The sequence below is a fragment of the Reyranella sp. genome, assembly GCF_004297265.1.
In the GTDB taxonomy this organism is placed as follows: Bacteria; Pseudomonadota; Alphaproteobacteria; order Reyranellales; family Reyranellaceae; genus Reyranella.
This window is the reverse complement of the sequence record NZ_SCUT01000021.1, coordinates 29607-55932: the sequence shown is the minus strand read 5'-3', so window position 1 is coordinate 55932 and position 26326 is coordinate 29607. Positions and strand designations below refer to the sequence as shown.

General features: G+C 67.4%; 26 protein-coding genes. 13 read left to right on the top strand and 13 right to left on the bottom strand.

Translation table 11 applies throughout. From position 1 onward, the window contains the following. The first annotated feature begins 5 nt into the window (after positions 1-5). Complete coding sequence (locus EPO41_RS07810; RefSeq protein ID WP_296322839.1) at positions 6-1841, top strand: carbamoyltransferase; 1836 nt, start codon at positions 6-8, stop codon at positions 1839-1841. 25 nt (positions 1842-1866) lie between these two features. Beyond that, positions 1867-2859 carry an NADPH:quinone oxidoreductase family protein gene (locus tag EPO41_RS07805; RefSeq protein ID WP_296322837.1) on the top strand — a complete coding sequence of 331 codons (993 nt, stop codon included), beginning with the start codon at positions 1867-1869 and terminating at the stop codon, positions 2857-2859. A gap of 78 nt (positions 2860-2937) precedes the next feature. Here the strand turns inward: EPO41_RS07805 and EPO41_RS07800 are convergent, their stop codons facing one another. Next, positions 2938-3375, bottom strand: coding sequence for an OmpA family protein (locus tag EPO41_RS07800; protein ID WP_296322834.1), 438 nt, complete (start codon positions 3373-3375; stop codon positions 2938-2940). Then, positions 3372-3968, bottom strand: a complete 597-nt coding sequence (locus tag EPO41_RS07795) for a 2-hydroxychromene-2-carboxylate isomerase (RefSeq protein ID WP_296322831.1) — start codon at positions 3966-3968, stop codon at positions 3372-3374. The genes EPO41_RS07800 and EPO41_RS07795 overlap by 4 nt, the downstream gene beginning before the upstream one ends. 72 nt (positions 3969-4040) lie before the next feature. Between EPO41_RS07795 and EPO41_RS07790 the strand changes: the two genes are divergently transcribed. Further along, positions 4041-4796: a glucose 1-dehydrogenase gene (locus EPO41_RS07790; protein ID WP_296322829.1), complete on the top strand. Its 756-nt coding sequence runs from the start codon at positions 4041-4043 to the stop codon at positions 4794-4796. Between the two features lie 123 nt (positions 4797-4919). On the opposite strand, the gene EPO41_RS07785 is transcribed toward EPO41_RS07790, so the two are convergent. From EPO41_RS07785 to EPO41_RS07765, 5 genes are all read right to left on the bottom strand, one after another. After that, complete coding sequence (locus EPO41_RS07785) at positions 4920-5444, bottom strand: hypothetical protein (protein WP_296322825.1); 525 nt, start codon at positions 5442-5444, stop codon at positions 4920-4922. 39 nt (positions 5445-5483) lie between these two features. Further along, complete coding sequence (locus tag EPO41_RS07780) at positions 5484-6257, bottom strand: SDR family NAD(P)-dependent oxidoreductase (RefSeq protein WP_296322822.1); 774 nt, start codon at positions 6255-6257, stop codon at positions 5484-5486. Positions 6258-6327: 70 nt separating this feature from the next. Then, a complete protein-coding gene (locus EPO41_RS07775) occupies positions 6328-7044 on the bottom strand; it encodes a pirin-like bicupin family protein (protein WP_296322819.1) in 717 nt (238 codons plus the stop codon). A 154-nt stretch (positions 7045-7198) separates the two neighbouring features. Beyond that, the gene (locus EPO41_RS07770; RefSeq protein ID WP_296322817.1) at positions 7199-7738 is read right to left on the bottom strand and encodes a VOC family protein; all 540 of its coding nucleotides are present in this window, start codon (positions 7736-7738) and stop codon (positions 7199-7201) included. Beyond that, complete coding sequence (locus tag EPO41_RS07765) at positions 7735-9393, bottom strand: NAD(P)/FAD-dependent oxidoreductase (protein WP_296322815.1); 1659 nt, start codon at positions 9391-9393, stop codon at positions 7735-7737. Before EPO41_RS07765 ends, EPO41_RS07770 begins: the two co-directional genes overlap by 4 nt. A gap of 117 nt (positions 9394-9510) precedes the next feature. Between EPO41_RS07765 and EPO41_RS07760 the strand changes: the two genes are divergently transcribed. The 3 genes from EPO41_RS07760 to EPO41_RS07750 are packed head-to-tail and all read left to right on the top strand — an operon-like array spanning position 9511 to position 12245. Next, complete coding sequence (locus EPO41_RS07760) at positions 9511-10512, top strand: LacI family DNA-binding transcriptional regulator (protein ID WP_296322812.1); 1002 nt, start codon at positions 9511-9513, stop codon at positions 10510-10512. Between the two features lie 24 nt (positions 10513-10536). Then, on the top strand, positions 10537-11508 hold the full coding sequence (locus tag EPO41_RS07755) for a tripartite tricarboxylate transporter substrate-binding protein (protein ID WP_296322811.1): 972 nt from the start codon (positions 10537-10539) through the stop codon (positions 11506-11508). Continuing rightward, positions 11505-12245, top strand: a complete 741-nt coding sequence (locus EPO41_RS07750; RefSeq protein WP_296322808.1) for an SDR family NAD(P)-dependent oxidoreductase — start codon at positions 11505-11507, stop codon at positions 12243-12245. Before EPO41_RS07755 ends, EPO41_RS07750 begins: the two co-directional genes overlap by 4 nt. A 111-nt stretch (positions 12246-12356) precedes the next feature. Here the strand turns inward: EPO41_RS07750 and EPO41_RS07745 are convergent, their stop codons facing one another. From EPO41_RS07745 to EPO41_RS07730, 4 genes are read right to left on the bottom strand one after another with little or no spacing between them, the layout of a single operon-like run. Next, positions 12357-14441 carry a hypothetical protein gene (locus tag EPO41_RS07745; protein ID WP_296322805.1) on the bottom strand — a complete coding sequence of 695 codons (2085 nt, stop codon included), beginning with the start codon at positions 14439-14441 and terminating at the stop codon, positions 12357-12359. Next, positions 14438-17230, bottom strand: a complete 2793-nt coding sequence (locus EPO41_RS07740; protein ID WP_296322802.1) for a DUF4159 domain-containing protein — start codon at positions 17228-17230, stop codon at positions 14438-14440. The genes EPO41_RS07745 and EPO41_RS07740 overlap by 4 nt, the downstream gene beginning before the upstream one ends. Before the next feature lie 4 nt (positions 17231-17234). Then, the gene (locus EPO41_RS07735) at positions 17235-18131 is read right to left on the bottom strand and encodes a DUF58 domain-containing protein (protein WP_296322799.1); all 897 of its coding nucleotides are present in this window, start codon (positions 18129-18131) and stop codon (positions 17235-17237) included. A gap of 33 nt (positions 18132-18164) precedes the next feature. Then, positions 18165-19178, bottom strand: coding sequence for a MoxR family ATPase (locus EPO41_RS07730; protein ID WP_296322796.1), 1014 nt, complete (start codon positions 19176-19178; stop codon positions 18165-18167). A 132-nt stretch (positions 19179-19310) separates the two neighbouring features. Here EPO41_RS07730 and EPO41_RS07725 point away from each other — a divergent pair, with 132 nt between their 5' ends. Genes EPO41_RS07725 through EPO41_RS07705 form a run of 5 tightly spaced genes read left to right on the top strand, consistent with a single transcriptional unit; the run spans position 19311 to position 22900 of the window. Further along, positions 19311-19871: a CoA pyrophosphatase gene (locus EPO41_RS07725; protein WP_296322793.1), complete on the top strand. Its 561-nt coding sequence runs from the start codon at positions 19311-19313 to the stop codon at positions 19869-19871. Positions 19872-19889: 18 nt separating this feature from the next. Beyond that, positions 19890-20123 carry a hypothetical protein gene (locus EPO41_RS07720; RefSeq protein ID WP_296322790.1) on the top strand — a complete coding sequence of 78 codons (234 nt, stop codon included), beginning with the start codon at positions 19890-19892 and terminating at the stop codon, positions 20121-20123. After that, positions 20120-21334, top strand: coding sequence for a CCA tRNA nucleotidyltransferase (locus EPO41_RS07715; protein ID WP_296322787.1), 1215 nt, complete (start codon positions 20120-20122; stop codon positions 21332-21334). The genes EPO41_RS07720 and EPO41_RS07715 overlap by 4 nt, the downstream gene beginning before the upstream one ends. Continuing rightward, positions 21331-21738, top strand: coding sequence for a hypothetical protein (locus EPO41_RS07710; protein ID WP_296322784.1), 408 nt, complete (start codon positions 21331-21333; stop codon positions 21736-21738). The genes EPO41_RS07715 and EPO41_RS07710 overlap by 4 nt, the downstream gene beginning before the upstream one ends. A gap of 13 nt (positions 21739-21751) precedes the next feature. Then, on the top strand, positions 21752-22900 hold the full coding sequence (locus tag EPO41_RS07705) for an AAA family ATPase (RefSeq protein WP_296323124.1): 1149 nt from the start codon (positions 21752-21754) through the stop codon (positions 22898-22900). A 34-nt stretch (positions 22901-22934) separates the two neighbouring features. Here the strand turns inward: EPO41_RS07705 and hemF are convergent, their stop codons facing one another. Together hemF and EPO41_RS07695 are read right to left on the bottom strand one after the other, a co-directional pair. Further along, positions 22935-23861 (bottom strand): oxygen-dependent coproporphyrinogen oxidase, encoded by a 927-nt coding sequence (gene hemF, locus EPO41_RS07700; RefSeq protein WP_296322783.1) that lies wholly within the window; start codon positions 23859-23861, stop codon positions 22935-22937. After that, positions 23858-24316 carry a tRNA (cytidine(34)-2'-O)-methyltransferase gene (locus EPO41_RS07695; protein ID WP_296322781.1) on the bottom strand — a complete coding sequence of 153 codons (459 nt, stop codon included), beginning with the start codon at positions 24314-24316 and terminating at the stop codon, positions 23858-23860. Before EPO41_RS07695 ends, hemF begins: the two co-directional genes overlap by 4 nt. Before the next feature lie 160 nt (positions 24317-24476). Here EPO41_RS07695 and petA point away from each other — a divergent pair, with 160 nt between their 5' ends. Then, positions 24477-25043: a ubiquinol-cytochrome c reductase iron-sulfur subunit gene (gene petA, locus EPO41_RS07690; protein ID WP_296322779.1), complete on the top strand. Its 567-nt coding sequence runs from the start codon at positions 24477-24479 to the stop codon at positions 25041-25043. 42 nt (positions 25044-25085) lie between these two features. Beyond that, entirely contained in the window at positions 25086-26321 is a 1236-nt protein-coding gene (locus tag EPO41_RS07685) for a cytochrome b N-terminal domain-containing protein (protein WP_296322778.1), read from the top strand. The last annotated feature ends 5 nt before the right edge of the window (positions 26322-26326 follow it).

Here is a 26326-nt window from a genome sequence, read left to right as displayed (position 1 = left end):
CTTCCATGCGGGTGCTTGGCGTCTCGGCCTTCTATCACGACAGCGCAGCCGCGCTCATCGAGGATGGTCATCTCGTCAGTGCGGCTCAGGAAGAGCGCTTCTCCCGCAAGAAGCACGATGCGGGCTTCCCGCAGAACGCGGTCCAGTTCTGCCTGGACCGTGCCGGCATCAAGCTCCAGGACGTCGACTACGTCGCCTTCTACGACAAGCCGTTCCTGAAGTTCGAGCGCCTGCTCGAGACCTACCTCGCCTACGCGCCGCGCGGTTTCAATTCCTTCCGCATGGCCATGCCGCTGTGGCTGAAGGAGAAGCTCTTCCAGAAGACGCTGCTGCGCGACGAGATGAAGAAGTGGCAGCCCGACTTCGACTGGCAGAAGCGACTGCTGTTCGGCGAACATCACCAGAGCCACGCAGCCTCGGCCTTCTTTCCCTCGCCCTATGAAGAGGCCGCCGTGCTTTGCATGGACGGCGTCGGCGAATGGGCCACGACATCGCTCGCCATGGGGAGCGGCAACAAGCTCGAGATGCTGCGTGAGATCCATTTCCCGCACTCGATCGGCCTGCTCTATTCCGCCTTCACCTATTACACTGGCTTCAAGGTCAACTCGGGTGAATACAAAGTCATGGGCCTCGCGCCCTACGGCGAGCCCAAGTTCAAGAACCTGATCCTCGACAAGATCGTCGACCTCAAGGAAGACGGTACCTTCCGCCTCGACCAGAGCTACTTCGACTATTGCACCGGCCTGCGCATGACGAACGACAAGTTCGGCGCGCTGTTCGGCGGTGCGCGGCGCAATCCCGAGGAGATGCTGACGCAGCATCACATGGACCTCGCGGCGTCGATCCAGGCCGTCACCGAGGAGATCGTGATCCGCCTCGGCCGGTCGGTGAAGAAGGAAACCGGTGTCAGGAACATCTGCCTCGCGGGCGGCGTCGCACTGAACTGCGTCGCCAACGGCAAGCTGCTGCGCGAGAACATCTTCGACGGCATCTGGGTGCAGCCGGCGGCCGGCGATGCCGGCGGCGCGGTCGGCGCGGCCTTCGCCGCCTATCACGGCTTCCTCGGCCAACCGCGCAAGCTGAACGGCCACATGGACGGCATGGCCGGCTCCTATCTCGGCCCGGACTTCACCGACGACGAGATCGCCGAGCGCCTCACCGCCGTCGGTGCCAAATTCTCGCGCCTCTCGCGTGAGGAGATGATCGACCAGACCGCCCAGGCGCTGGCCGACGACAAGGCGGTCGGCTGGATGCAGGGTCGCATGGAGTTCGGTCCGCGTTCGCTCGGCGCCCGCTCGATCCTGGGCGACGCGCGTTCGCCCTCGATGCAGAAGACGCTGAACCTCAAGGTGAAGTACCGCGAATCGTTCCGGCCCTTCGCGCCGGCGGTGCTGCGCGAGGACGTCGACAAGTATTTCGATTTCCACACCGACAGCCCCTACATGCTGATGGTCGCGCCGGTCGTCGAGGGACGCCGCCGCAAGATGACGGCCGACGAAGAGAAGCTGTTCGGCATCGACAAGCTGAACGTGCCGCGCTCCGACATCCCGGCCGTGACGCACGTCGATTATTCGGGCCGCATCCAGACAGTCCATGAAGAGACCAACAAGCCGTTCTACGACCTGATCTCGGCCTTCAAGGCGAAGACAGGCAGCTCGGTGATCGTGAACACCTCGTTCAACGTGCGCGGCGAGCCGATCGTGTGCACGCCGGAGGACGCCTGGCGCTGCTTCATGGGCAGCGAGATCGAGGTGCTGGTCGTGGGCAATTGCCTGCTGCGCAAGGAAGACCAGGATCCGGCGCTCAAGCTCGACTACAAGAACGCCTTCGAGCTCGACTAGCGCGCTCTCGATGCGCGCGCCCCTCATGCGAGCCATTGTTTGCGATCGCCTCGGCGATCCTTCCGTCCTCCATATCGAGGAACGCCCGATCCCCGAAGCGGGGCCGGGCGAGATCGTCGTCCGGGTCGGCGCCGCGTCGGTCAATTTTCCCGACGTGCTGATGGTGGCCGGCGGTTACCAGCACAAGCCCGAGCTGCCCTTCGTACCCGGCATGGAGGGCGCGGGGACGATCCATACGGTCGGCGCCGATGTCACGACCTGGAAGCCGGGCGATCGCGTGATCTTCGGCGTGCGTCCCGGCGCCTTCGCCGAGTATGTGAAGCTGAAGGCCGGCGGCCACCTGATGCGTCTGCCGGACGACTGGTCGTTCGCCGAAGGGGCCGGCTTCCGCGTCGCCGCGCAGACCGCCTATCACTCGCTGGTCCATCGCGCCGCGCTGAAGAAGGGAGAAGTCCTGCTGGTTCATGGCGCCTCGGGCGGCGTCGGCCTGGCGGCCGTCCAATTGGGCAGGCATCTCGGCGCCCGCGTCATCGCCACCGGCAGTGACGATGCGCGGTTGGCGGTCGTGCGCGCGAATGGCGCCGACGAGGTCGTGAACTACCGCACCGGCGATTTCGTTGCCGCCGTGAAGGAGATGACGAACGGCAAGGGCTGCGACGTGATCTACGATCCGGTCGGTGGCGAGGTGCTGGAGAAGTCGGTGCGCGCGGCCGCCTACGGCGCGCGCCTGCTGGTGGTGGGCTTCACCTCGGGTGGGCCGAGCAAGCTCATGTCCAACCACATCCTGATCAAGGGCCTGTCGGTGCTGGGCGTGCGCGCCGGCGAGACACCCCTTCGCCTCTCACCCGAGCTCGGCCGCGACTATGTCGAGGAACTGCCACGCCTTGCGGCACTCGGCGTGATGCGCCCGCACGTCTCGCATCGCTTCCCGATGGAACAGGCTGCCGACGCCTTCCGCGTCCTGATGGATCGCAAGGTCGTCGGCAAGGTCGCGATCGAGATGAGCTCCGCGTCGTAACCCGTCAATGGAGCGCGCAACTCCGGTTGCGCTCTTGTCTTGATCTGAGCGCCACTGGAGTGGCGCGCTCCAATGAGACTAGCGCGCGTAGAAGATCGTCACCTTGCGGTCGATCTCCGACGCATTGTCGCTGCCGAAGCTCATGTTCCCGAAGGCCTCGGGGTCGGCCACGATGGTGATGTCCTTGGCGGGATAGCCGTCGTGGATCATCTGGGCGGCGACGGCTTGGGCGCGCGCCCGCGCGAGCTTCTGGTTGTAGGCCTTGTCGCCCAGCTTGTCGGTGTGGCCGATCAGGCAGATGGCCGAGACCTGGCGATCCTTGGCGGTTTTCACCGCCTGGGCGATCGCCGGCTTCTCCGCTGGCGGCACCACCGAGCTGTTGAGGGCGAACAGGACGCGGACCGGCTGCGGCTGGTTGGCGCCGCCACCGCGCGGACAGGTGCCGACCGTCTGCGCGAAGGACGGCGCCGCGGCGAACAGCATGCCGGCGGCGATGAGGACACCGATCTTCTTCATTTGAGTTCTTCCTTGAGGGCCAGTTCGACGAAGGGGAGGCGATCGTTGCCGAAGAACATCATCTTGTCCACGAAGCAGGTCGGCGCGCCGAACACGCCGCGCGCGACGGCCTCGTCGGTGGTGGCCTTGAGCCGGTCCTTGACGTCCTGATCCTGGATTCGCGCCCCGAACTTCTCCGCGTCGAGGCCCGCGGCGGACAGGACGGCCGCCACTTCCTTCATGTCGTTGAGGTTGCGGCCCTCGACCCACATCGCCTTGAAGACCGCCGGGTGGTAACGCTCGAACGATCCGTCGATCTGCGCCGCCGCGGCGCCGCGCATCAGCGCCAGCGTGTTGACCGGAAAGAAGGGATTGCGCTGGAACGGCACGCCGTAGTGGCGGGCCCACATCGGCATGTCGAAGGCGCTCCAGACGGATTTCTGCGGCAGTTCGGCCGGCGAATGGTTGCCGGTCGCCTTGAACACGCCGCCCAGCAGCATCGGCTTGCGCACCAGGGTGGCGCCGGCGCGCTGCGCGATCGCCTCGACCTGCGTGTCGGCCAGGTAGCTGTAGGGGCTGCCATAGTCGAAGTAGAATTCCAGCGTGCGGGCCATGTTTTCCTCCTTGCTTGTCGCAAGCCTGCGCCGCTTCTAGCCTTGCGACAAGAACGTTCGGGGAGGGATTGCATGAGCCGCGTTGCAGACAAGGTCGTGCTGGTGACGGGCGCGGGATCGGGCATCGGCCGCGCGTCGGCGAAGCTGCTGGCGGCGGAGGGCGCGACGGTGATCGTGACCGACGTCAACCGCGCGGGTGGACTGGAAACAGTGCAACAGATCGGAGGCAATGCTCGCTTCGAGGAGCACGATACGGCGAAGGAAGCCGACTGGAAGCGCATCATCGACGACATAATGGCGCGTGAAGGTCGATTGAACGGGCTGGTCAACAATGCCGGCATCGCCGGACCGTTTCCCTCTTCCTTCGAGGGCGAGAGCCTCGACCAGTGGCGTCGCATCCTGTCGATCAACGTCGAGGGCGTGTTCCTCGGCTGCAAGTACGGCGTGCCGGCGCTGCGCTCCTCGGGTGGCGGCTCGATCGTGAACATGTCGTCGCTGGCGGCCTTCCTCGGCACGCCCGATCTCTCCGCATATGGCGCCAGCAAGGGCGCGGTCCGCCAGTTCACCAAGACCGTGGCGATGGATTGCGCGCGCAAAGGCTACAAGGTGCGCTGCAACTCGGTCCATCCGGGCATCATCATGACGCCGATGGGCGAGCACATCCTGCCCAGCGAGAAGGCGCGCGAACGCACGCGCCAGCGCGTGCCGATCGGCCATTTCGGCACGCCGGAGGACATTGCCTACGGCGTGCTCTACCTGATTTCCGATGAGTCCCGATTCATGACCGGCGCCGAACTGGTGATCGACGGCGGGATGAACGCGATATGAGATTCCTCCCCATTCAGACGAGGAGGTGGCCCGCAGGGCCGGAGGGGTCATGACCCCATCGCCCGCGTAAGACGCGGGCACTTCCCCTTTGCGGAGTCCGCAAAGGGGAAGGGAATTGCCGACTTATTTGATATTCACCTGATGCGTGAACTTGTCGCCGTCGCTGATCGTGATCTGCTGGAAGCCGAGCAGCTTCAGCAGGTCGAAGAAGTTCGCATCCTCGGCGATCGTGCGCTCCTGGAAGAACGGCGAGAGACGCGACATGGTGGTCATGTTGGCGAGGATCGCGCGCGCGCGGTAGATCGTGCTCATCTCGCCCGGCTGCAGGCCGACGATGATCATCTTGTCGGCCTTCTCGCCCTTCACGAAGACCGAGTAGGGAACGCGATAGGCCGACTGGATGGTACCCTGCGAGACGACCGTGGCGAACTGCACGCGCTGGGCGCGCTCGGCGCCGGCGATCGTCTGCATCGGCGAGGCGTAATTCTCGATCGCCGTCGGCTTCGGGTAGTAGTAGCCCACATACTTGTCGTCATCGGCCTTGGCGGTCGCCGCGGCGGCTGTCGGCTTGGGCTGCTGTTGCGCGAGCGCCGGCAGGGCGCCGAAAGCGACGAGGACGGCCAGGCTGGCTGCGAACCGATTGATCATGAGTGTTTCCCCAAAGTCTGATGCTGCAGTGGCGACGGGCTAAAACAACGTATAACCGCCATCGATAACGAAGTCGCGCCCCGTCGTATAGCCGGTGGCGCCGCTCGCGAGATAGACCGCGATGGGACCGAAGTCGGCACCGGTGCCCCAGCGACGGGTCGGGATGCGCGGCAGGACGTTGCCCGCGAACTTCGGATTGGCGACCGCATTGGCCGTCATCTCGGTCTCGATCCAGCCGGGCAGGATCGAGTTCACGGTGATCTTGTAGCGCGCCAGCTCGACGGCCAGCGCCCGCACCATCGCCGTGACACCGCCCTTGCTGGCACCGTAGTGGCTGGAGCGTGCCGCGCCCTCGATCGCCGCCGTGCTGGCCATCGCCACCAGCGAACCGCCCTGGCCGCGCTCGACCATGTGCTTGGCGGCTGCACGGAACGTGAAGAAAACACCGTCGAGGTTGATCTGCAGCACGCGGCGCCATTCCGCATAGTCCATCTCGAGGATCGAGCCCTTGCCGCGCCCCGAGACGCCGGCATTGGCGACGCAGTTGTCGACATGGCCCATCACCTTCACTGTCTCGGCGAAGGCGTCCGCGACCTGCTGCTCGTCGCCGACATCGACGATCTGGGCGTGGACCTTGCCGCCATGCTTCGTGAGCTGCTCGACGGCCGCGTCGTTCTTCTCCTTGCGCGTACCCCAGATGCACACACCCGCACCTGCCTGCGCCATCGCGTCGGCCATGCCGAGGCCGATGCCGCCGTTGCCGCCGGTCACCAGCGCCACCTTGCCCGTCAGATCGAAGCCCTTGTAGGCCATGCGTCTCTCCCAAACGAAAACCGGGCGGGATCAAACCCCGCCCGGTCCATAGCGTCAATCTGACGGGAGGTCAGTTCAGCCGGTCCGTTTCGACCAGCACAATCTCGGCATCCTCGAGTGCCACGATCTCGATCTCGTCCTGGTCGACGACCGCCACGCCGTCACGGGCGTTTGCCGTCACGACCTTGCCGTCGCTGCCGCGGACTTCGATCTTGCCCTTGGCCGGCACGAGATAGGTCGGCTTGCCGTTCAGATTCTGGCGGATCGACTGGCCTGCCTTCACCGTTCCGGCCATCAGCGAGCCGTCGGCATAGAGCGGGATCGCCCCGTCGTCGCCGCGTCCCGAAGCCAGCGGCACCAGCCTGCCGTCGCGCGCGTCGGCGGGGAACTGCACGGTCTCCCAACGCGCCGGCACGCCCTGCTTGTTGGGAATGATCCAGATCTGGAACAGCTCGGTCTCGGCCTGCTCCATGTTGTACTCGGCGTGCTGGATGCCGTTGCCCGCGCTCATCACCTGGATCTGGCCCGCTTCGGTCCGGCCCTCGTTGCCGAGATGGTCCTTGTGCGTGATCGCGCCCTTGATGACGTAGGTCACGATTTCCATGTCGCGGTGAGGGTGAGGCGGGAATCCCGACTGCGGCGCGATTCGGTCGTTGTTCCAGACGCGCAGCGCTCCCCAGTGGACGCGGTTCTGGTTGCGGTAGTCGGCGAAGCTGAAGTGGAAGTTCGCCTTGAGCCAGCCGTGGTCCGACTTGCCCAATTTATCGAAGGGTCTGAGCTCGATCATGGTGTTCTCCTTGCTGCTCCCAAAAATGGCGCAACAAGGAGGGGGATCAAGTTTCGGGTTGGTAACGGGGCCGAGCGAAGCTCGCCCCCCAGGAGCGACAGGACATTGCCCTGGCAATGTCCGGGAGCGCCGAAGGAAGAACGACCAGCGATCCTCAGCGCGGCCTACGAATCGGATCGGCACCGTCCCAGGTCCGCGCACGCTCGCGGACGTACTCGAAGAACCGGCCCTTGTTGCCGCTGATGTCGGAGATCTCGACGACGGTGCCGGCATGGGGATCGGCCGGCGCGCCGGTGTCGAAATAGGCGAAGCGTCCGCGCTCGCCGCCGATCTGGCCTTCATGGCCGAGCTTGTAACCGAGGCCCAGCGCCCGGTCGTAGAGCGACTGGTAATCGGTCGACCAGAAGGCCACGTGCTGCAGGCCCTCGCGGCCCGAGTCGAGGAACTCCTTGTACATCGAGGGCGCGTCGTTGCGTTGCTGGATCAGCTCGATCTGCAGGTCGCCGGCGTTGGCCAGCGCGATGCTCAGCTCGACCGCCGAGTCCTGTCCTCGATGGCGGAACCAGTCGGTCTGCACGCGCTCGATATAGAACCACGGCCCGACCTGCAGCACGTCGATCCAGTGCTTCATCGCCGCCTCGATGTCGCGCACGACATAGCCGTTCTGGCGGATCGGTCCGAACAGGCGGCTCATTTGCCGGCCTCCCCCAGTGCGCGTGTCGGGCTGCCGAAGCGAAAACCGCGATAGCCGTCCTCCACGATCGCCTTGCATGTCGTGCGGTAGCCTTCCCCGATATACGGCATGAAGACGCGTGGCTTGCCGGGGATGTTGACGCCCAGGTACCAGGAATTGGCCTTGGGGAAGAGCGTGCGATCGGCGACTTCGGCGACATGCCTGCCCCAGGCGATCTGGGCCTCGCCATCGGGCTCGATCGTCGCGAGATTGTGCCGGCGCATGTGCGTCAGGCACTCGGCGATCCAGTCGACGTGATACTCGCAATTGGTGATCACGTTGCCGATCACCGAGGGGCTGCCTGGACCGGTGATGGTGAAAAGGTTGGGGAAGCCCGCCACCGTCAGGCCGAGATACGTCCGGGGTCCTTCCGACCAGGCGTCCTTCAGCGTGGCGCCACCGCGGCCCTGGATATCGACGGCCAGCAGGGCGCCGGTCACCGCGTCGAAGCCGGTGGCGAAGACCAGCGCGTCGAGTTCGAAATGCCGCGACGCCGTGTCGACGCCGGATGCGGTGATCCTTTCGATCGGCTCCTCGCGCAGGTTCACCAGATCGACGTTCGACCGGTTGTAGGTGTCGAAATAGTCGGTATCGACACAAAGGCGCTTCACCCCGAACGGATAGCCCGAGGGCGACAGGACTTCGGCGGTCTTGGGATTCTTCACCGTCTCGCGAATCTTCTGGCGCACGAAGTCGGCGCAGACCTCGTTGACATCGGGATGGACCAGAATGTTGGGAAAGGCCTTCAGGAAGCCGCCGCTGCCGCCCTCCTGCCAGAGCTGTTCGTAGCGTGCCCACTGGACGTCGCGCGGCGGCACCTCGGCGGTGAAGGCAGTTGGCGGCACGCGGCCGAAGTCGGATTGCTCGAGGCTGGCGAGATAGGTCTCCAGACCCTCGTCGAAGCTCTTGTGGTCCGCGTCGGTCAGCGGGCGGTTGCGCGCCGGTACCGAGAAGTTGGGCGTGCGCTGGAACACGACGAGCTGACTCGCGGCCTTGGCGATCATCGGGATCACCTGGACGCCGGAGGACCCCGTGCCGATGATCCCGACCCGCTTGCCCTCGAAGTCGACCGGCTCCTGCGGCCAGCGGGCGGTGTGGTAGATGGCGCCCGTGAAGTCGGCGACGCCAGGAATGTCGGGCGTGTTGGGCACCGACAGGCCGCCGGTCGCCATGATGACGAAGCGAGCCCGCAGGCGGTCGCCGCGATCGGTCTCGACGATCCAGCGCTCGCTCTTTTCGTCGAAGGTGGCGCCCGCGACCCTGGTGTCGAACTGGATAAGCCTGCGCAGGTCGAGCCGGTCGGCGGCGAAGCGGGCGTAGGCGAGAATCTCTTCCTGGCCTGCATACCGGTTGGTCCAGCGCCATTCGCGGCGCAGCTCGGGCGACCAGCTGTAGGAATAGAACAGGCTCGGCACGTCGCAGCGCGCACCGGGATAGCGGTTCCAGTACCAGGTGCCGCCGACATCCGGCGCCGCCTCGATCCCGCGCACCGCCATGCCGATCTCGCGCATCTTGTGCAGGGAGTAGAGGCCACCGAAACCGGCGCCCACCACGACGACATCGCATTCGACGCCGGCCTCATTCGTACTCGCGCGCTCCGGAACGGAAGCACCCATGATCGCCAAACTCCGCAGTATGGAAACGTTTCCAATTCAACCTTGCAAGGGCGACTTGGAATGTCAATTATGAGCCTTCGTATGGCAGAAATCGTTTCCAAAGCGACAATTCGAGACGTGGCCCGGGCGGCCGGCGTGTCGGTTGGGTCGGTGTCACGGGCGCTGAACGGCGGCAAGAACGTCAGCGCGCGGGTGGCGCGCGACGTCGCCGCCGCGGCGGAGAAGCTCCGCTACCAGCCGGATTTCCAGGCGCGCAGCCTGCGCACGCGCACGACCGGCATGGTCGGCTGTCTGGTGTCCGACGTCGCCAATCCGCTCTACGCCAGCATCGTGCAGGCGGCGGAGGCCCGGCTGCGCGAGACCGGCTTGCTGATGGTCGTGGCCAACACCGCGAACGATCCGGCGCGCGAGCGGGCGATGGTCGCGGCGTTCCGCAGCCGGCGCCTCGACGGCATGCTGGTGGCACCCGGCAGCGACGAGAACGACCGCGCCTGGCGCGACCTCGCCACCGGCGGTGCGCCGGTGGTCATCCTTGACCGCGACGTGCCCGGGGAGGGCGATAGGCCCTGGCCCGCGGTGCTGGTCGACCATCGCGAAGGTGCCCGGACCGCGACGCGCTATCTGATCGGCCTGGGCCATCGCCGCATCGCCCTGCTGACACCGGGCGCGCGCATGCGGCCGGGCCGGGAGCGCATCGCGGGCTTCAAGGCGGCCTTTGCCGAGGCCGACATCGATCCCGAGGGCGCGCTGATCTGCCTCCAGGAATCGTCGATGGATTTCGCCCAGGGCGATGCGCTCGAACTGCTGCGCCGCGACCGGCGCCCGACGGCGATCATCGCCCTCGGCACCCGCATCCTGGCCGGTGCGCTGCGCGCCGCGCGCGACCTCGGCCATTCCGTGCCACGCGACCTGTCGGTGATCGCCGTCGGCGATACCGATCTCGCCGCCGTGCACTCGCCGGCGATTACGGCCTTGCGCTGGAGCCTGGAGGATGTCGGCCGGGCGGCGGCCGAACTGCTGCTGCAACGGCTGCGCGGCACGGGGGAGGGGCAGTCGCGCGCGCTGCTGCCGGTCGATCTCGTGCTGCGCGAATCCTGTGTGCCGCCGCCGACGACGTAATCAAGAACCTAAGTGGAGGAAAGAATGAGATTGTTCCGGAGGGCATTCGCCCTGGCTTTGGCGCTCGGCGTGACCGCGCCCGCAGTGGCGCAGACGAGCGACGCCAAATGGCCGAGCAAGCCGATCCGCCTGATCGTGCCGTTCGCGGCGGGTGGCGGCACCGACCTGGTGGCGCGGGCCCTGGCAGAGAAGCTCGGCACCGCCCTCGGGCAGACCGTGATCGTCGACAACAAGCCGGGCGCTTCGGGTGTCATCGCCATGGAAGCGGCCCAGAAGGCGCCGCCGGACGGCTATACGCTGGTGCTCGGATCGGCCAGCACCGTCGTCGTCAATCCGGCGGTGATGCCGGACCTGCCCTACGATCCGGTGAAGGATTTCGAGCATCTGGCCGACATCGGATCGGCGACGGTCGTGATGGTCGCCAGCCCGGACTATCCGGTGAAGGACCTGCGCGACGTGATCGCGCTGGCCAAGGCCAAGCCCGGCGAAGTGAACTACGGAACCTGGGGCAACGGCTCCACGGGCCATCTCTGCGCCGAGATCATCCGGGCCGGCACCGGCATCAACATGACCCATGTACCCTACAAGGGCGCGGCGCCGGTGTTGAACGACGTGGCGGCGGGCCACATCAAGCTCGGCTTCTCCGACGTGCAGTCGGCGGTGCCGATGGTCAAGTCGGGCAAGGTCAAGGTGGTGGTGTCGTGCACGCGCCGATCCATCAACTTCCCCGACGTGCCGGGCTTCGTCGAGCAGGGCGTCGATTTCGACTTCGTCTGGCGCTACGACCTGATGGCGCCGCTCAACACGCCCAAGCCGATCGTCCAGCGCCTGCATGCCGAGCTGATGAAGATCCTGGCCATGCCCGACATCAAGGAGCGCTGGGCCGAGTTCGGCATGACCGCCTCGACCATCAGCCCCGACGATCTCAAGGCGCAGACGGCCAAGGACATCGCGACCCTGCGCAAGATCGCGCAACAGGCCAACGTCAAGCCATGAGCCCCATCACGCAGGCCGCTGCCGTCGTCACCGGTGCGGCCAGCGGCCTTGGCCGGGCCATCGCACATCGCTTTGCGAAGGAAGGCATCAAGGTCGCCCTTTGGGATTTGGACCTGGCCGGCGCGAAGCGCGTCGGCGAGGAAATCGGCGAGGGCGCGCAGGCCTTCGCCGTCGATGTCACCGATACAAAGTCCGTGCGCGCGGCCTGGTCGGCGACGAAGCAAGCACTCGGCGCGCCCTCGATCCTGGTGAACAGCGCCGGCATCCTCGGCCCCTCGGCCGGTATCGCGTCCTATCCCGAAGAGCAATGGCACCGCGTGCTCGACATCAACCTCAGCGGCACGTTCCGCTGCTGCCAGGCCGCGGTGCCCGACATGGTGGCGGGGGGCTACGGCCGCATCGTCAACATCGCCTCGATCGCGGGCAAGGACGGCAATCCCAACGTCGCGGCCTATGTCGCGTCCAAGGCCGCCGTCATCGCGCTCACCAAGTCGATGGGCAAGGAGCTCGCGACGTCAGGCGTACTCGTGAACGCGATCACGCCCTCGGCCTCCGAGACGGCGATCTTCGGCGACCTCACCGACGAACGGCGCGCGAAGCTTCTGGCAAACGTGCCGATGGCGCGCATGGTCCGGCCCGAAGAGGTTGCCGAGATGGCCTTCTGGCTGTCGTCGCCGGCCTGTTCCTTCTCGACCGGCGCGGTCTTCGACATTTCGGGCGGCCGCGCGACGTACTGAGGAAGAGTTTGGTCGTTTGTTCTTAGGCGCTCCCGGACATTGCCGAGGGCTTGGCGGCTTGTAACCAAGCCGCGGCCTGACGCTTAATCGCTAAGCTGACCTTCGCTCAGCTTAGCGCCCCTCGCGCCACCAGGCGCTGGCGATGGCCATCAGGAAGGCGAGCGCCACGAGGATGCCGGGCAGCAGCGGCAGCTGGTTGATGCCGGCGACCGTGTAGCCCTCGTTGCGGCGCAGGCCGATCCAGTCGGAGCCGCCGGCGGCACGGCCGGGGCGGACGGTGCGGATGTCCGGGTCGGACTGGTCGGCGAGCCACATCAGGGCGCCGCCGGTGCCCTCGGTCAGCGGCTTCAGCTTCGCGTCGGTCGCGCGCACGTCGGAGAATTCGAGCGGGTCGGGGCTGCCGACGGCGGCAACGGCGCGCAGCGTGCCGTCGTCGAAGCGGTAGAGGCCGGGCTTGTCGACATCGACCACGGCGAGGCCGAGGCCCGGTGCGGTCTGGCGCAGGTCGAGCGTGCGGGTGGCGCCGCCCGGCGAGGTCATGGTGACTTGCGGGAAGGTCGCGGCCAGCGTACGGCGCGTGATCTCGATGCGGCCGCCGACGGCGGTGGCGCGCAGCGCCTCTTCCTCGAGATCGGGCTCCTTCATCAGCCAATGGGCGACCCGGCGCACCAGCTCGGGCTGCGGCCCGCCGCCATCGATGCCGCGGTTCCACAGCCACAGGTGATCGGACAGGAGCTGCGCCACGCGGCCCTCGCCGACCCGGTCGAGGATCACCAGCGGCTTCTCCTCGGCGCCGGCCAGCACCGCGTTGCCGCGCTCGGTGCGCGAGGTGACGAGGCGGAACCAGCGGCCCCACTCCGGCTCCTTGTTGGGATCGCCCGCCTGCGGGAGGTTCGCCGTCACCGGATGGCGCTGGCCGATCTCGGTGACCTTCGGCTTGAAGCCGGTTTCGACCACGTCACCGGTCGGCGCGCCGGGCAGGATGGCGCCGAGCGGCGTGCGATAGAGCGAGCGCTGGGTCGCGAACACCGGGCCGACCGAGACGAGCAGCGCCCCGCCGCCCTTCACGTATTCGGAGATGTTGCGGAAATAGTCGCGCGTGATCAGGTTCCCCGACTCGTAGCGGTCGAAGATGATCAGGTCGAATTCCTTCAGCTTCTGCTCGAACAGCTCGCGCATCGGGAAGACGATCAGCGACAGCTCGCGCACCGGCGTGAAATCGTCCTTCTGCGGCGTGCGCAGGATGGTGAAGTGCACGAGGTCGACCGCGGGGTCGCTCTTCAGCAGGTTCCGCCACGCCCGCTCGCCCTGGTAGGGCTCGCCCGAGACCAGCAGCACGCGCAGCCGGTCGCGCACGCCGTTGATCGTGAACAGCGCGCGGTTGTTGTCGAGGGTGAGCTCGCTCGTGCCGGGGCCGACTTCCAGCTCGACGACGTTGGCGCCGGGATTGCCGACGGTGATCGGCAGCTCGACCGAGCGGCCGACGGGGACATCGATACGCTTCACGACCTCACCGCCGACCGACAGGGTGACCGGCGCGGTGCCGCCCGCGGGATCCTCGATCCGGAACTTGGCGGTCACCTCGCGGCCGACGACGCCGAAGCGCGGCGACTGTTCGAGCACGATCAGCCGGTCGCGCTCGTTCTTCCGGCCGGCGATCAGCGCATGCACGGGGGCACCGCCCAGTTCCGGCGGCACGCCGGCGGGCACGTCATGGACCTGGCCGTCGCTCAGCAGCACCACGCCGGCCAGCCGTTCCTGTGGAATCTCGATCAGCGCCGAGCGCATCGTCTCGATCAGGCGCGTGCCGCCCGGCCGTTCGCTGCCCAGCTGGATGTGCGACGGCGGCAGCACCACCTCGCGCACTTCGAGCCCTTCTTGCTGGCCGAGCTTGCGCTTCAGCGACTCACGGGCGGCGTGGACCTGCTGGCGCCGCTCGCCGATCGCCATGGAATCGCTGTCGTCGACGACGACCAGCGCCACGTCGGCAATGGGCTTGCGCTGTTCCTCGATCAGCGAGGGATTGGCCAGCGCCGCCAGCACAACGACGAGGGAGCCCAGCCGCCAGATCGTGCCGCGCGCACCGGCGCGCAGGCCGAGCAGCACCAGCACGAGGCCGATCGCGCCCAGCACGGCCAGCACCGTCCACGGCAGCAGCGGATCGAAGGCGACCGAGACGGCCGATGTCATGTTCATCGCCTCAACCTCTGCATGATGTCCTGCAGGTGAACCTGGTCGTCCTTGTAGTTGCCGGTCAGCGCATGCATCACGAGGTTGACGCCGAAGCGGTAGGACATCTCGCGTTGCGTCTCGCCGCCCGGCGTCACCGGCATCAGGCCGCGCCCGCGCTGGTCGGTCGCCCAGGCGCCGGCATAGTCGTTGGAGCCGATCAGGATGGTGGTGACGCCGTCATTGACGCGACCGGTTCCCGACTCAATCCAGAGCTTCCCGCCCTGCCAGCGGCCCGGCATGTCCGACAGGAGATAGAAGGCCTTGCTCAGCACGTGGTCCGGCGGCATGGCGACCAGCGGCGGCGTCTCGACGCCGGCCAGCAGGCGCTTGAGGTCGGGATTGCCGCCGGCCGGACGATCGAAGCTCATCTGCTGGTCGCGCGTGTCGATGAAGATGATGCCGCCGGTCCGCAGGTAGCGGTCGAGCGCGGCCTGCGCGCGCGGCGACAGGGCCGGCTGCGTCGAGGTCACGGGCCAGTAGATCAGCGGATAGAGACGGGGCTCGTCGCGCTCGAGATCGAGGCCGACCGGATCGGCGGGTTCGACCGAGGTACGACTGCGCAGGATCTCGCTCAGACCCTCGAGGCCCGCCTTGCTGATGTCGTCGACTTCCTTGTCGCCGGTGACGATGTAGGCGAGGCGGATGTCGAGCGAGCCCTTGAGCGCCTGCTCGTCGGTGAGCGGTGGCGGACCGGGTTTGGCCGCGGGTTGGGTCGACGGGGCGCCAGGGCGCTGGGGCGGCGCGGGCTGCTGCGCCTCGACGTCGGGCGATCCCGTGAACACCAGGGCGGCCAGCAGCACGGCGGCCGGGGCGGCGCGTCCGAACCGGACGGCCTTCGGCAGCAGGCCGCGCAGCCACAGCGAGATCAGCAGGTCGGCCAGCAGCAACACCAGCGCGGCCAGCAGGAACCACTTCGAGAGATCCGTCTCGCCGCCTTCCGAGAGCTTGTCGGTCGAGATCCCGCCCGGCAGCACCAGCGGTTTCGGCTCGGCAATGCGGCCGCCGATATTGAAGGCGACCTGGGCGTTCTCATCGCCATAGAGGCCCGGCGGCGAGGCGGGCTTGGGCTGGAAGGTCTCACCGGCATCGGCCGGAAGCATCTGGATGCCGGCCGGCGGTGCGCCCAGGCGGCCGAAGCCGTCGAGCGTGCGCCATGGCTTCAGCGCCTTGTTGACGCCGTCGCCGGCGACGCCGCGCGAGAGCGTGACCAGCCGTTGCAACATGTTCACGAACAGGCCCGACAGGGACAGGTTGCTCCAGCCGGTGTTGGCGGTGGTGTGGATGAGAACGAGATAGCCCTGGCCACGCTTCTCCGCGGTGACCAGCGGCGTGCCGTCGGCGAGGCGGGCCCAGGTCTTGTCGGCCAGATCGGGCGTCGGCTCGGCCAGGACCTGCTGCGAGATGCGAACGTCCTTCGGGATCGGGATGCCGAGGAACGGGCTGTTGGGCGGGAACTCGGCCAGCGCGCTGGGCTGGCCCCAGCTCATGACTCCGCCCAAGGCACGGTCGCCGAGACGCAGCGGCGTCGGCACGAGAGTGTCGGCGCCGGCCGCGAGGTTGGGGCCGGCGAAGCGCACGGCGATCCCGCCGCGCTCGATCCACTTGGCGATCTCCTCGCGGTCGTTGGCCGACGGGGCGGAACCATCGGGGATCAGCAGCACCGCGGTGTTGCGCGTCAGCACGGACTCGCGATCGCCGATGCTCAGGCTCACATAGGGATCGAGCGCCCGCTCGAGGAAGTAGATCTCCTGCAGCAGCGGCTGGTTGCCGGCGGTGGCGCGCTCGCCGAGGATCGCCACGGGGCGGCGGCGATGGCGCTCGTCGAGCAGGATCGCGCTGCCGGCGCCGCCCTGGGCCTCGATGTCGAGGCGGGCCATGCGGTTGCGCAGCTCGGCCGGGATGGAGAGCATGCCTTCGCCCTGGGTTGCGGTGGCGGCGAAGTCGAGGTCCATGCGGGCCACGACACGGCCCTGCTCGTCGGACGCCTGGATCGCCGCCCTGCGGGGACCGTCGGCGACGGCGCGCAGCGCCCGCACCTTGAGGTCGCGGCCTTCGGCGGCCGGCGGCAGGAGCAGCAGCGGGGTCGTGGCCTGGTCGGGCAGCAGCACCTGCAAACCGTCGAAGCGGCGCAGGCGCTCGGCGAGGCGCGTCGCGCCTTCATCCTCGAGGCCGTCGCTCAGCCAGACCGCATAGGCGCCGGGATCGATCTGCATCTGGTCGATGGCGGCGGCGGCCGCCGTGCGATCGGTCGGCCAGGGCTTGGGACGGAAGGCCCGCAACAAGGTGCGCGCCTCGTCGGGACGCAGGGCGCCGCGCCGCACGGCGGGCGCATCGAGCGGGGCGGGCGCGGTGCCGACGAGGACCACCGGACGGTTGGCGCGCTCGGCACGCTGGATCAGGCGTTCGGCGTGGGCGGTACGCGTGGCCCAGCCGGGGGCGCTCGACCAGCCATCGTCGATCACCAGCAGCAGCGGCCCGCGGCCCGGCAACTCTGCCTGCGGGTTCAGCAGCGGGCGCGCGACGGCCAGGATCAGCGCCGTCGCCAGCAGCAGGCGCAGCAGCAGCAGCCACCACGGCATCTTCATCGGCGTCTGCTCGGCGGGCTCCAGCCCGACCAGCAGCCGGATGGCGGGGAAGCGCACGAGCTTGGGCAGCGGCGGAATCAGCCGCAGCAGGAAATAGATCGCCGGCAGGGCCACCAGCAGGGCCAGCATGCCGGGGGCAGCGAAGGCGAATGCGCCGAGACTGAGCATGCTGTCAGGCCAGGTTCAGCCGACCCATGTCGGCCATGGCGAGATAAAGCGACATCAGCACGGTCTGCGGCGACCGGTCTGTGCGGTGCAGATGGACCGTCCAGTTGGCCGGTCGCGCGAGACGCTGCAGCCCTTCCTTCTGGGCGGCGAGGCGCGCGCCATAGGCCGAGCGCACGGCTTCGACCCGGCGGATCGTGTGCTGGCCCTCGGCTTCGAGGCCCTCGAACTTCACATGGCCGTCGAACGGCAGCTCTTCCTCGGCGGGATCGAGGATCTGCACGAGATGGCCGCGCACGCCGACGCTGGCGTAGTAGCGGATGATCTCCCCGATCTTTTCCAGCGGATCGAGCCAGTCGGACACGAGAACCACCGTGCCATGCGCCGGCAGCGGCACCATCGGCGGCAGGCTGGCGGGCGTCCGCGACGTGTCGCGGCTCTCGTCGAGCAGGGTCTCGGCGACGCGGCGCACGGCGACGCGGCCGGATGTCGGACGCATGCCGCCGCCCAGAACGGAGACGCGCTCGCCGGCATCGGCCAGCAGGCTCGCGACGGCGAGCGTGATCAACTCGGCGCGCACGGCCTTGGTGTCGATGTTCTTGAGCGAGGCGTACTGCATCGAGGGGGAGGCATCGCGCCACAGCCAGATGCTGGCGGCGGCTTCCCATTCGGTTTCGCGCACGAACAGATGGCGGCTGCGCGCGCTCTGGCGCCAGTCGATCTGGGTTGCGCTGTCGCCGTCGCGAAACGGCCGGTACTGCCAGAAGGCATCGCCCTGGCCGACGCGGCGGCGGCCGTGCACGCCCTGGATGACGGTCGCGGCCACGCGATCGGCCGCCACCATCAGGGCAGGCAGCGTGCCGGCAAGTTCCAGGGACCTATGAAGGGTTGAAGGCGAAGCCATGAACTCCCGCAGTGCAATGCCCAGGCCAGAAGATTACCCAAGGCGGGCGCACATCTGGGCGATGACGGACTCAACGGTTACGCCTTCGGCGCGGGCGGAGAAATTGACGGCCATGCGGTGCCGCAGGATCGGCCCCGCGAGCGCCACGACATCGTCGACCGACGGGGCGAGGCGGCCCTGGATGATGGCGCGGGCGCGGCAGGCCAGCATGAAGGCCTGGCTGGCGCGCGGGCCGGGACCCCAGGCGACGCGCTGGCGCACGACGTCGAGGTCGGTGTGCTCGGGACGGCCGGCGCGCACCAGCTTCAGGATGGCATCGACCACGCTCTCGCCGATCGGCAGGCGGCGCACCAGGGCCTGGGCGGCGATCAGGTCGCCCGGGGAAAGGGCCTGCGTGGCGACGGCCTGCTCGGCGCCGGTGGTGCCGATCATGATCTGGCGCTCGGCCTCTTCGTCGGGATAGCCGACATCGACCTGCAGCAGGAAGCGGTCGAGCTGCGCTTCCGGCAGCGGATAGGTGCCTTCCTGTTCCAGCGGATTCTGGGTCGCCAGCACGTGGAAAGGCGTCGGCAGGTCATAGCGCTTGCCGGCCACGGTCACGTGCCGCTCCTGCATGGACTGCAGCAGCGCGGACTGGGTGCGTGGGCTGGCGCGGTTGATTTCGTCGGCCATCAGAAGCTGGGCGAAGACCGGACCCTGCAGGAAGCGGAAGGTGCGGCGGCCGCTGTCGCTCTCCTCGAGCACCTCAGAGCCCAGGATGTCGGCCGGCATCAGGTCGGGCGTGAACTGGATGCGCTTGGCTTCCAGGCCGAGCACGACGCCCAGCGTGTCGACCAGCTTGGTCTTCGCGAGGCCCGGAACGCCGATCAGGAGAAGATGACCGCCCGACAGGAGGGCAACCAGTGTTTGATCGATCACGTCCTGCTGGCCATAAATGACCTTGCCGATGGAGGCACGGGCGGCACGAAGCTGCCCACCCAGCCTCTCGATGTCGGCGAGGGCGGCCTGGGCGTCGGCGTCGGTTGCAGTCGATGTATCGGGGGCCACCAGGGCGCTCCTGTCGTCGAGGGAATATGATTGAGGGAAGCCCAGAATTGAGGCCGGAACAAGGGCATGACGGTTGACGAAATTGTGCGGCGGGTGGCCGAGCGCAGCAGGCGTTTGGCATCGGGATTGCCCGTGGCGTCGCCCCCCATCGGCAGTGACTTCTCACTGAACGGTGTCGGGGCCATGCCCGAAGTGTGGCGTCCTGCGTCCGTGCTCGTGCCGTTGATCCGGCGCGAGACGGGAATCACGGTCCTGCTGACCCAGCGCACCGAGGACATGCCGAGCCATGCGGGCCAGATCGCCTTTCCCGGCGGCCGCCGGCAGGCCGAGGACACGGACGCGGCGGCGACTGCGCTGCGTGAAACCGAGGAAGAGGTCGGCCTGACCCGCGACTTCATCGACGTCGTGGGATCGCTCGACCTCTACAGGACGGGCACGGGCTACCAGATCACCCCGATCGTGGGCATCGTGACGCCCGGATTCACGACGCGTGCAGATCCACGCGAGGTCGCCGATGTCTTCGAAGTGCCGCTCGCCCATTTTCTGGACGAGCGCAATCACCGCATCGACAGCAGGGTCTGGCAGGGGCGCGAGCGGCGCTACTACGCCATGCCCTATGGCGAGCGTTATATCTGGGGCGCCACGGCAGGAATCCTGAAGAACCTCCACTTCATCCTGACCACCAACGCCTGACGCAGGCCGGGAGCATTCATGCGTGTCGTCCTCCTGATCCTGGTCCTCGTGCTGGCGCCCTTCGGCGCCTTCTTCCTCTGGGCCTGGGCGGTGAAGATCAAGCAGGAGCGCCAGATCGCCGGCACCTTGCCGTCGTGGCAGGATATGCCGATGACCTGGCTCGGCATCGCGGGCTTCGCCTGCGCCATCGTGGGCTTCATCGTCATGTTCTTCACCCAGGACCAGGGCTACGGGGGGCTGTTCGCGCCATGAAGCCCGTCGGACGTCTGGAGGTGCCGCCCTGGTCGAACGATGCCGCGATCGGGACATTGTTCGATGCGCTCGGTCGTGCGGGCATTTTGGCGCGCTTCGTCGGCGGCTGGGTGCGCGATACGGTGCTCGGCTCATCACCCCTTGCCAAGGATGCGGACCTCGCCGTCGACAAGTCGCCCGAGACGGTGATGCGGGCCCTCGAGGCGGCCCGGATCAAAGTGGTGCCGACGGGCCTGAAGCACGGCACGGTGACGGCGGTCATCGACGGACGGCCGCTGGAACTCACGACCCTGCGCCGCGACGTCGAAACCGACGGCCGGCACGCGGTCGTGGCCTTCACCGACGACTGGCTGGAGGATGCGAGCCGCCGCGACTTCACCTTCAACGCGCTCTATGCCGATCTCGACGGCACGCTCTACGATCCGTTCGACGGCCGCATCGATCTCGCCGAGGCGCGCGTGCGCTTCATCGGCGATCCCGACCAGCGCATCGCCGAGGACCGGCTGCGCATCCTGCGCTTCTTCCGCTTCCATGCCTGGTACGGGCGGCCGCCCTTCGATCCGGCCGGGTTCGAGGCCTGCCGGCGCAATGCCGGCGGCCTGCGCGGTCTGTCGGGCGAGAGGGTGCGCAAGGAACTGCTGCGCCTGCTCGAAGCGCCCGCGCCGGCCGACACGATCGCCGCGATGCGCGAAGCTGCCATCCTCGATCACTGGCTGCCCGAATGCGACGGCACGGCGAGGCTGCGGGCGCTGATCGCGCGCGAGGACAGGCCCGATCCGATCCGTCGCCTGGCATCGATCCTTTCGGCCGATGCCGCTGCCACGGTGATCGGCAAGCGGTTGAGGTTGTCGACGCAGGAAGCCCTGCGGCTCGAGGTCATGCTGGCGGCCGAACCGGTCATCGACGTGGCCGGCGGTCCGAAAGCGTGGCGTGAACAGATCTATGCGCTGGGCGGCAATCTCTACGCCGACCGCCTCCTGCTCGCGGTCGATGCGCCGGGTGACTGGCGGGCAGCACTCGCGATGGCGCGCGACTGGACGCCGCCGGAATTGCCGGTGAGCGGCGGCGATGCGCTGAAGCTCGGCTTGAAGCCCGGACCCAAGGTCGGCGCCATGATCGAGGCGGTGGAACGCTGGTGGATCGACGGCGACTTCGCGGCGGATCGTGCGGCCTGTCTCGCCGAACTGGAAAAGCGGGTCCGCGCCGCGTGATCCGGCCGGGACTCGTCTTCGCGCTGTGGTGCGCGATTGCCGCCGTCGTCGTGATGAACGACCTGGTGGGCGACACCTGGATCGCCGCCACCCTCTCGGTACGCGCGGTCGAATGGTACAAGACGCTGGTGCCGATCCCCTACGTCGTCATGGTGGCGATCATCCATGCGCGGCGCACGACGGGCAGCCAGTGGTTCGAGGCTGCGTTGCTGGCGGCGTTGCTGTGGCCGACCTCGACGATGCTGGCGGGCTTCACCTATGCCCGCGTGACCTACGAGGAAGGGGCCGAAGCCTTCTTCGATCGTCTCGGCTTCTGGTGGGGCGCACCCTATCCGCTGCTGGTACTCGTGCTGTTCGCGGCGCCGCTGCTGGCGGGCTGGGCGATGGCGAAACGGTCGTCGTGAGCCCACGGTGAGCATCGTTTCCAGGCTCTGCATATCGGGCTATCGCTCGCTGCGTGACGTGCGGCTCGAGGTCGAGCCGCTCACGGTCGTCACCGGTGCGAATGGCAGCGGCAAGTCGAGCCTCTATCGCGCGTTGCGCCTGCTGGCCGATGTCGCGCAGGGACGGATCATCCAGTCGCTCGCCATGGAGGGCGGCATCTCCTCCGTGCTGTGGGCCGGTCCCGAGCAGTTCTCGCGCGGCATGAAGCGCGGTGAGCAGGCGGTGCAGGGAACGGTGCGCAAGGGGCCGGTCAGCCTCAAGCTGGGCTTCTCCTCGGACTCCTACGGCTACGCGATCGATCTCGGCCTGCCGATCCCGGGTGGCCTGTTCGGCCGCGATCCGGTGATCAAGACCGAGTCGCTGTGGACCGGCCTGGTGCTGCAGCGTGCCAATGCCTTCGCCGAAAGGCTCGGTCCTTCGGTGACGCTGCGCGACCGTACCGGCCAGCGGAGGCAGGCCCATACGCATCTTCAGCCGTTCGACAGCATGCTGACCCACTGCGCCAATCCCGAGGATGGTGCGGAACTCCTGTCGTTGCGCGAGCAGCTGCGCGACTGGCGCTTCTACGATCACTTCCGCACCGACAGCGAGGCGCCCGCGCGCCGCCGCCAGGTCGGCACGCGGACTCCCGTGCTCGCGGGCGACGGTGCCGATCTCGCCGCCGCCATCGCCACCATCCAGGAGATCGGCATCGAGGGCCAGCTCGAGGCCGCCGTCGCCGACGCCTTTCCCGGCGGCTCGGTCGATGTCGCGGTGAGCGACGGCTATTTCGAGGTCGAGATGTTGCAGCACGGGTTGCTGCGGCCGTTGAAGGCCACGGAACTGTCGGACGGAACGCTGCGCTACCTGTTGCTGGTGGCCGCGCTGCTGTCGCCGCGGCCGCCCTCGCTGATGATCCTGAACGAGCCCGAGACCAGCCTACATCCGGATCTGTTGGCGCCTCTTGCCCGTCTCATCGCAGATGCGGCGAAGCGATCGCAGATCATCGTGGTCTCCCATGCCGAGCGTCTGGTCGCGGCGCTCACGAAAGCCGGCGGACGGCGCATCACTTTGACGAAGCAGCTCGGCGAAACCGTCGCCGAGGGCGAAGACCGCCCGATGTGGAACTGGCCGGGTCGGTAGCAGTGGCGCGCTCCATTGAGACGACGGCCTATCTTTAAGGCCACCGCACCTCGGGAGGCAGCGACATCAGGATCGCTTCGACATTGCCGCCCGTCATCAGGCCGAATCGCGTGCCGCGGTCGTGCAGCAGGTTGAACTCGACGTAGCGGCCGCGGCGCGTGAGCTGGTGGGCGCGCTCGGCGTCGGTCCACGGCTCGTTCATGTGACGCCGTACCAGCTTCGGGTAGATGTCGAGGAAGGTCTCGCCGACGGCACGTGTGAAGGCGAAGTCGCGCGCATGGTCGCCGCTGTCGAGATAGTCGTAGAAGATGCCGCCGATGCCGCGCGCCTCATTGCGATGAGACAGGAAGAAGTACTCGTCGCACCATTCCTTGAAGTTCGGATGATAGGCCGGATCGTGCGCGTCGCAGGTGGTGCGGAAAGCGGCATGGAAGTCGTGCGTGTCGGGCTCGTGCGGCACCATCGGCGTCAGGTCGGCGCCGCCGCCGAACCAGCTGCGTGTGGTCACGATGTAGCGCGTGTTCATGTGCACCGCCGGCACCCGGGGCGACTGCAGGTGCGCGACGAGCGAGATGCCGGAGGCGAAGAAGCGCGGGTCCTGCGCGGCGCCGGGGATCTGGCCGCGGAACTCGGGGCTGAACTCGCCGAACACGGTCGAGATGTTGACGCCGACCTTCTCGAACACCCGGCCGCGCATCAGCGACATGGTTCCGCCGCCGCGATCCTCGCCGTTCGGCCCCTTCTCGCGCCGCCAGTCCTTGCGCTCGAAGCGGCCCGGTTCCCTGTCGGTGTGCGTGCCCGCCAGCTCGTCCTCGATCCGCTCGAACTCGGCGCAGATGCGGTCGCGCAGGCCGGCGAACCAGGAAGCGGCCTCTTCCTTCCGACGGGCGATCGTCGCTTGGTCGGGCAGGGGAGAAGGGCCGTTGGGGCCGGTGGCGGTGCGGGCAGGCTTGGCGGTCATGCGAGCTTTTCGAATCCCGAGGTCTGGCGAAGGGCCTCGCTCAATACCATCGCGGCCGCCAGGGCGACATTGAGTGACCTTGCCCCAGCCTGCAGGGGGATCCGGACCCGGAGATCGGCTGCCGCGTGCACCTCCGGCGGCACCCCGGCGCTTTCCCGCCCCATCAGGAGGATGTCGTCGGACCGGAAAACCGCGTCCGGCAGGCGTTCGGCCCCGGTCGTGGTCAGCAGAACCAGGCGTCCCGGCGGCCGATCCCGGCAAAAGGCCGCCCAGGAGGCGTGCCGGGCGAGGGTGGCTAGGTCGTAATAATCCATGGCCGCCCGGCGGATCCGCTTGTCGTCCACCGGGAAGCCACAGGGTTCTATGACGTCCAGCGGAACGCCCAAACCGGCCGACAGGCGGATGAAAGCCCCTAGATTTTGAGGGATATCGGGTTCATACAAGGCAAGACGCATTGAACTTCGCCACTCCCGTCCGCTACACGGAACGCTCCTTCTGCGGCACGCGGTCACACAGTGCCGCGCATCGGGCCTGCGACCAACAGAGCCTTGAAACAAAAGGGGCTTTCCCGGCTATATACCCGCCATCTCCTCGGGGGGACGGAAGAGAGTAATCATGGCTGCTTCAAGCACACCGGTACACGGGCACGGCGAACCGACACGGCGCGACTTCCTCATGGTCGCGACGGGCGCTCTTGGCGCCGTTGGTGCCGCCGCCGTCGCGTGGCCCTTCATCAATAACCTCAATCCCGCCGCAGATACGTTGGCCCTGTCGACCATCGAGGTGAACGTGACCCCGATCGCGGTCGGCCAGGCCGTCACTGTGAAATGGCGCGGCAAGCCGGTGTTCATCCGTCACCGCACCGAGGCTGAAATCAAGGAAGCCGAGGCTGTGCCGATGTCGCAGCTGCCGGATCCGGAGACCGACAACAAGCGCGTCACCGACACCGCCAAGAAGGTCCGCCCGGAATGGCTGATCATGATCGGCGTCTGCACCCATCTGGGCTGCGTGCCGCTCGGCAACAAGCCGGGTGACCCGAAGGGCGAGTTCGGCGGCTGGTTCTGCCCCTGCCACGGCTCGAGCTACGACACGTCGGGCCGCATCCGCAAAGGGCCGGCGCCGAAGAATCTCGTGATTCCGGACTACCTGTTCACTTCCGACTCGCTCGTTCGCATCGGCTGATCGACCCAGGTCGTCCGCCTCAGATCTCGCTGGAGTTCCAGAATGGCCTCGTCACACGGCACGCCGCCGGTCTTCAATAACAAGGTGATCGCCTGGATCGATTACCGCCTGCCGATCTTCTCGTACATCGAGAAGGAATATCACACGTTTCCGACGCCACGGAATTTCAACTACTTCTGGAACTTCGGCGCGATCGCCACGGTGATGCTGGTCCTCATGATCGCCACCGGCATCGTGCTCGCGACCAACTACACGCCGCACGTGCTGATGGCCTTCGACTCGGTCGAGCGCATCGACCGCGACGTGCCGCAGGGCTGGCTGATCCGCGACCTGCACATGAACGGCGCCTCGTTCTTCTTCATCGCCGTCTACATCCACATCTTCCGCGGCATGTACTACGGCTCCTACAAGGCGCCGCGCGAACTGCTGTGGATCCTGGGCGTGGTCATCTTCCTGCTGATGATGGCGACGGCTTTCATGGGCTACGTGCTGCCATGGGGCCAGATGAGCTTCTGGGGCGCCACCGTCATCACCAACCTGTTCTCGGCGCTTCCGGTGGTCGGCGAATCGATCGTCACCTGGCTGTGGGGCGGCTTCGCCGTCGACAACCCGACGCTCAACCGCTTCTTCGCCCTGCACTACCTGCTGCCGTTCGTCATCGTGGCGGTCGTGGCGCTGCACGTCGTCGCGCTGCACATCCACGGCTCGAACAACCCGACCGGCATCGACCCGAAGGGCCCGCAGGACACCGTCCCGTTCCATCCGTACTACACGATGAAGGACGGTTTCGGCGTCGTCTGCTTCCTGATCGTCTACGCGGTGTTCGTCTTCTTCGCGCCCGACTACATGGGCCATCCGGACAACTACATCCCGGCCAACCCGCTGGTCACGCCGGCGCACATCGTGCCGGAATGGTACTTCCTGCCGTTCTACGCGATCCTGCGCGCCATCCCCGACAAGCTGGGCGGCGTGCTGGCGATGTTCGGCGCCATCGCGGTGCTGTTCATCCTGCCGTGGCTCGACACGTCGCGCGTCCGGTCCTGCACGTTCCGGCCGATCTACAAGTGGTTCATGATGTTCCTGGTGGTCGACGTGATCGTCCTGGGCATCTGCGGTTCCAAGCCGCCGGAAGGCTTCTGGGTGCCGCTGTCGCAGCTCGCGACGCTGTACTACTTCGCGCACTTCCTCGTCCTGCTGCCGATCCTGGGCAAGATCGAGCGGCCGTTGCCATTGCCTCCCAGCATCGCCGACGCGGTGCTCAAGAAAAAGGCGGTCTAAGAGCC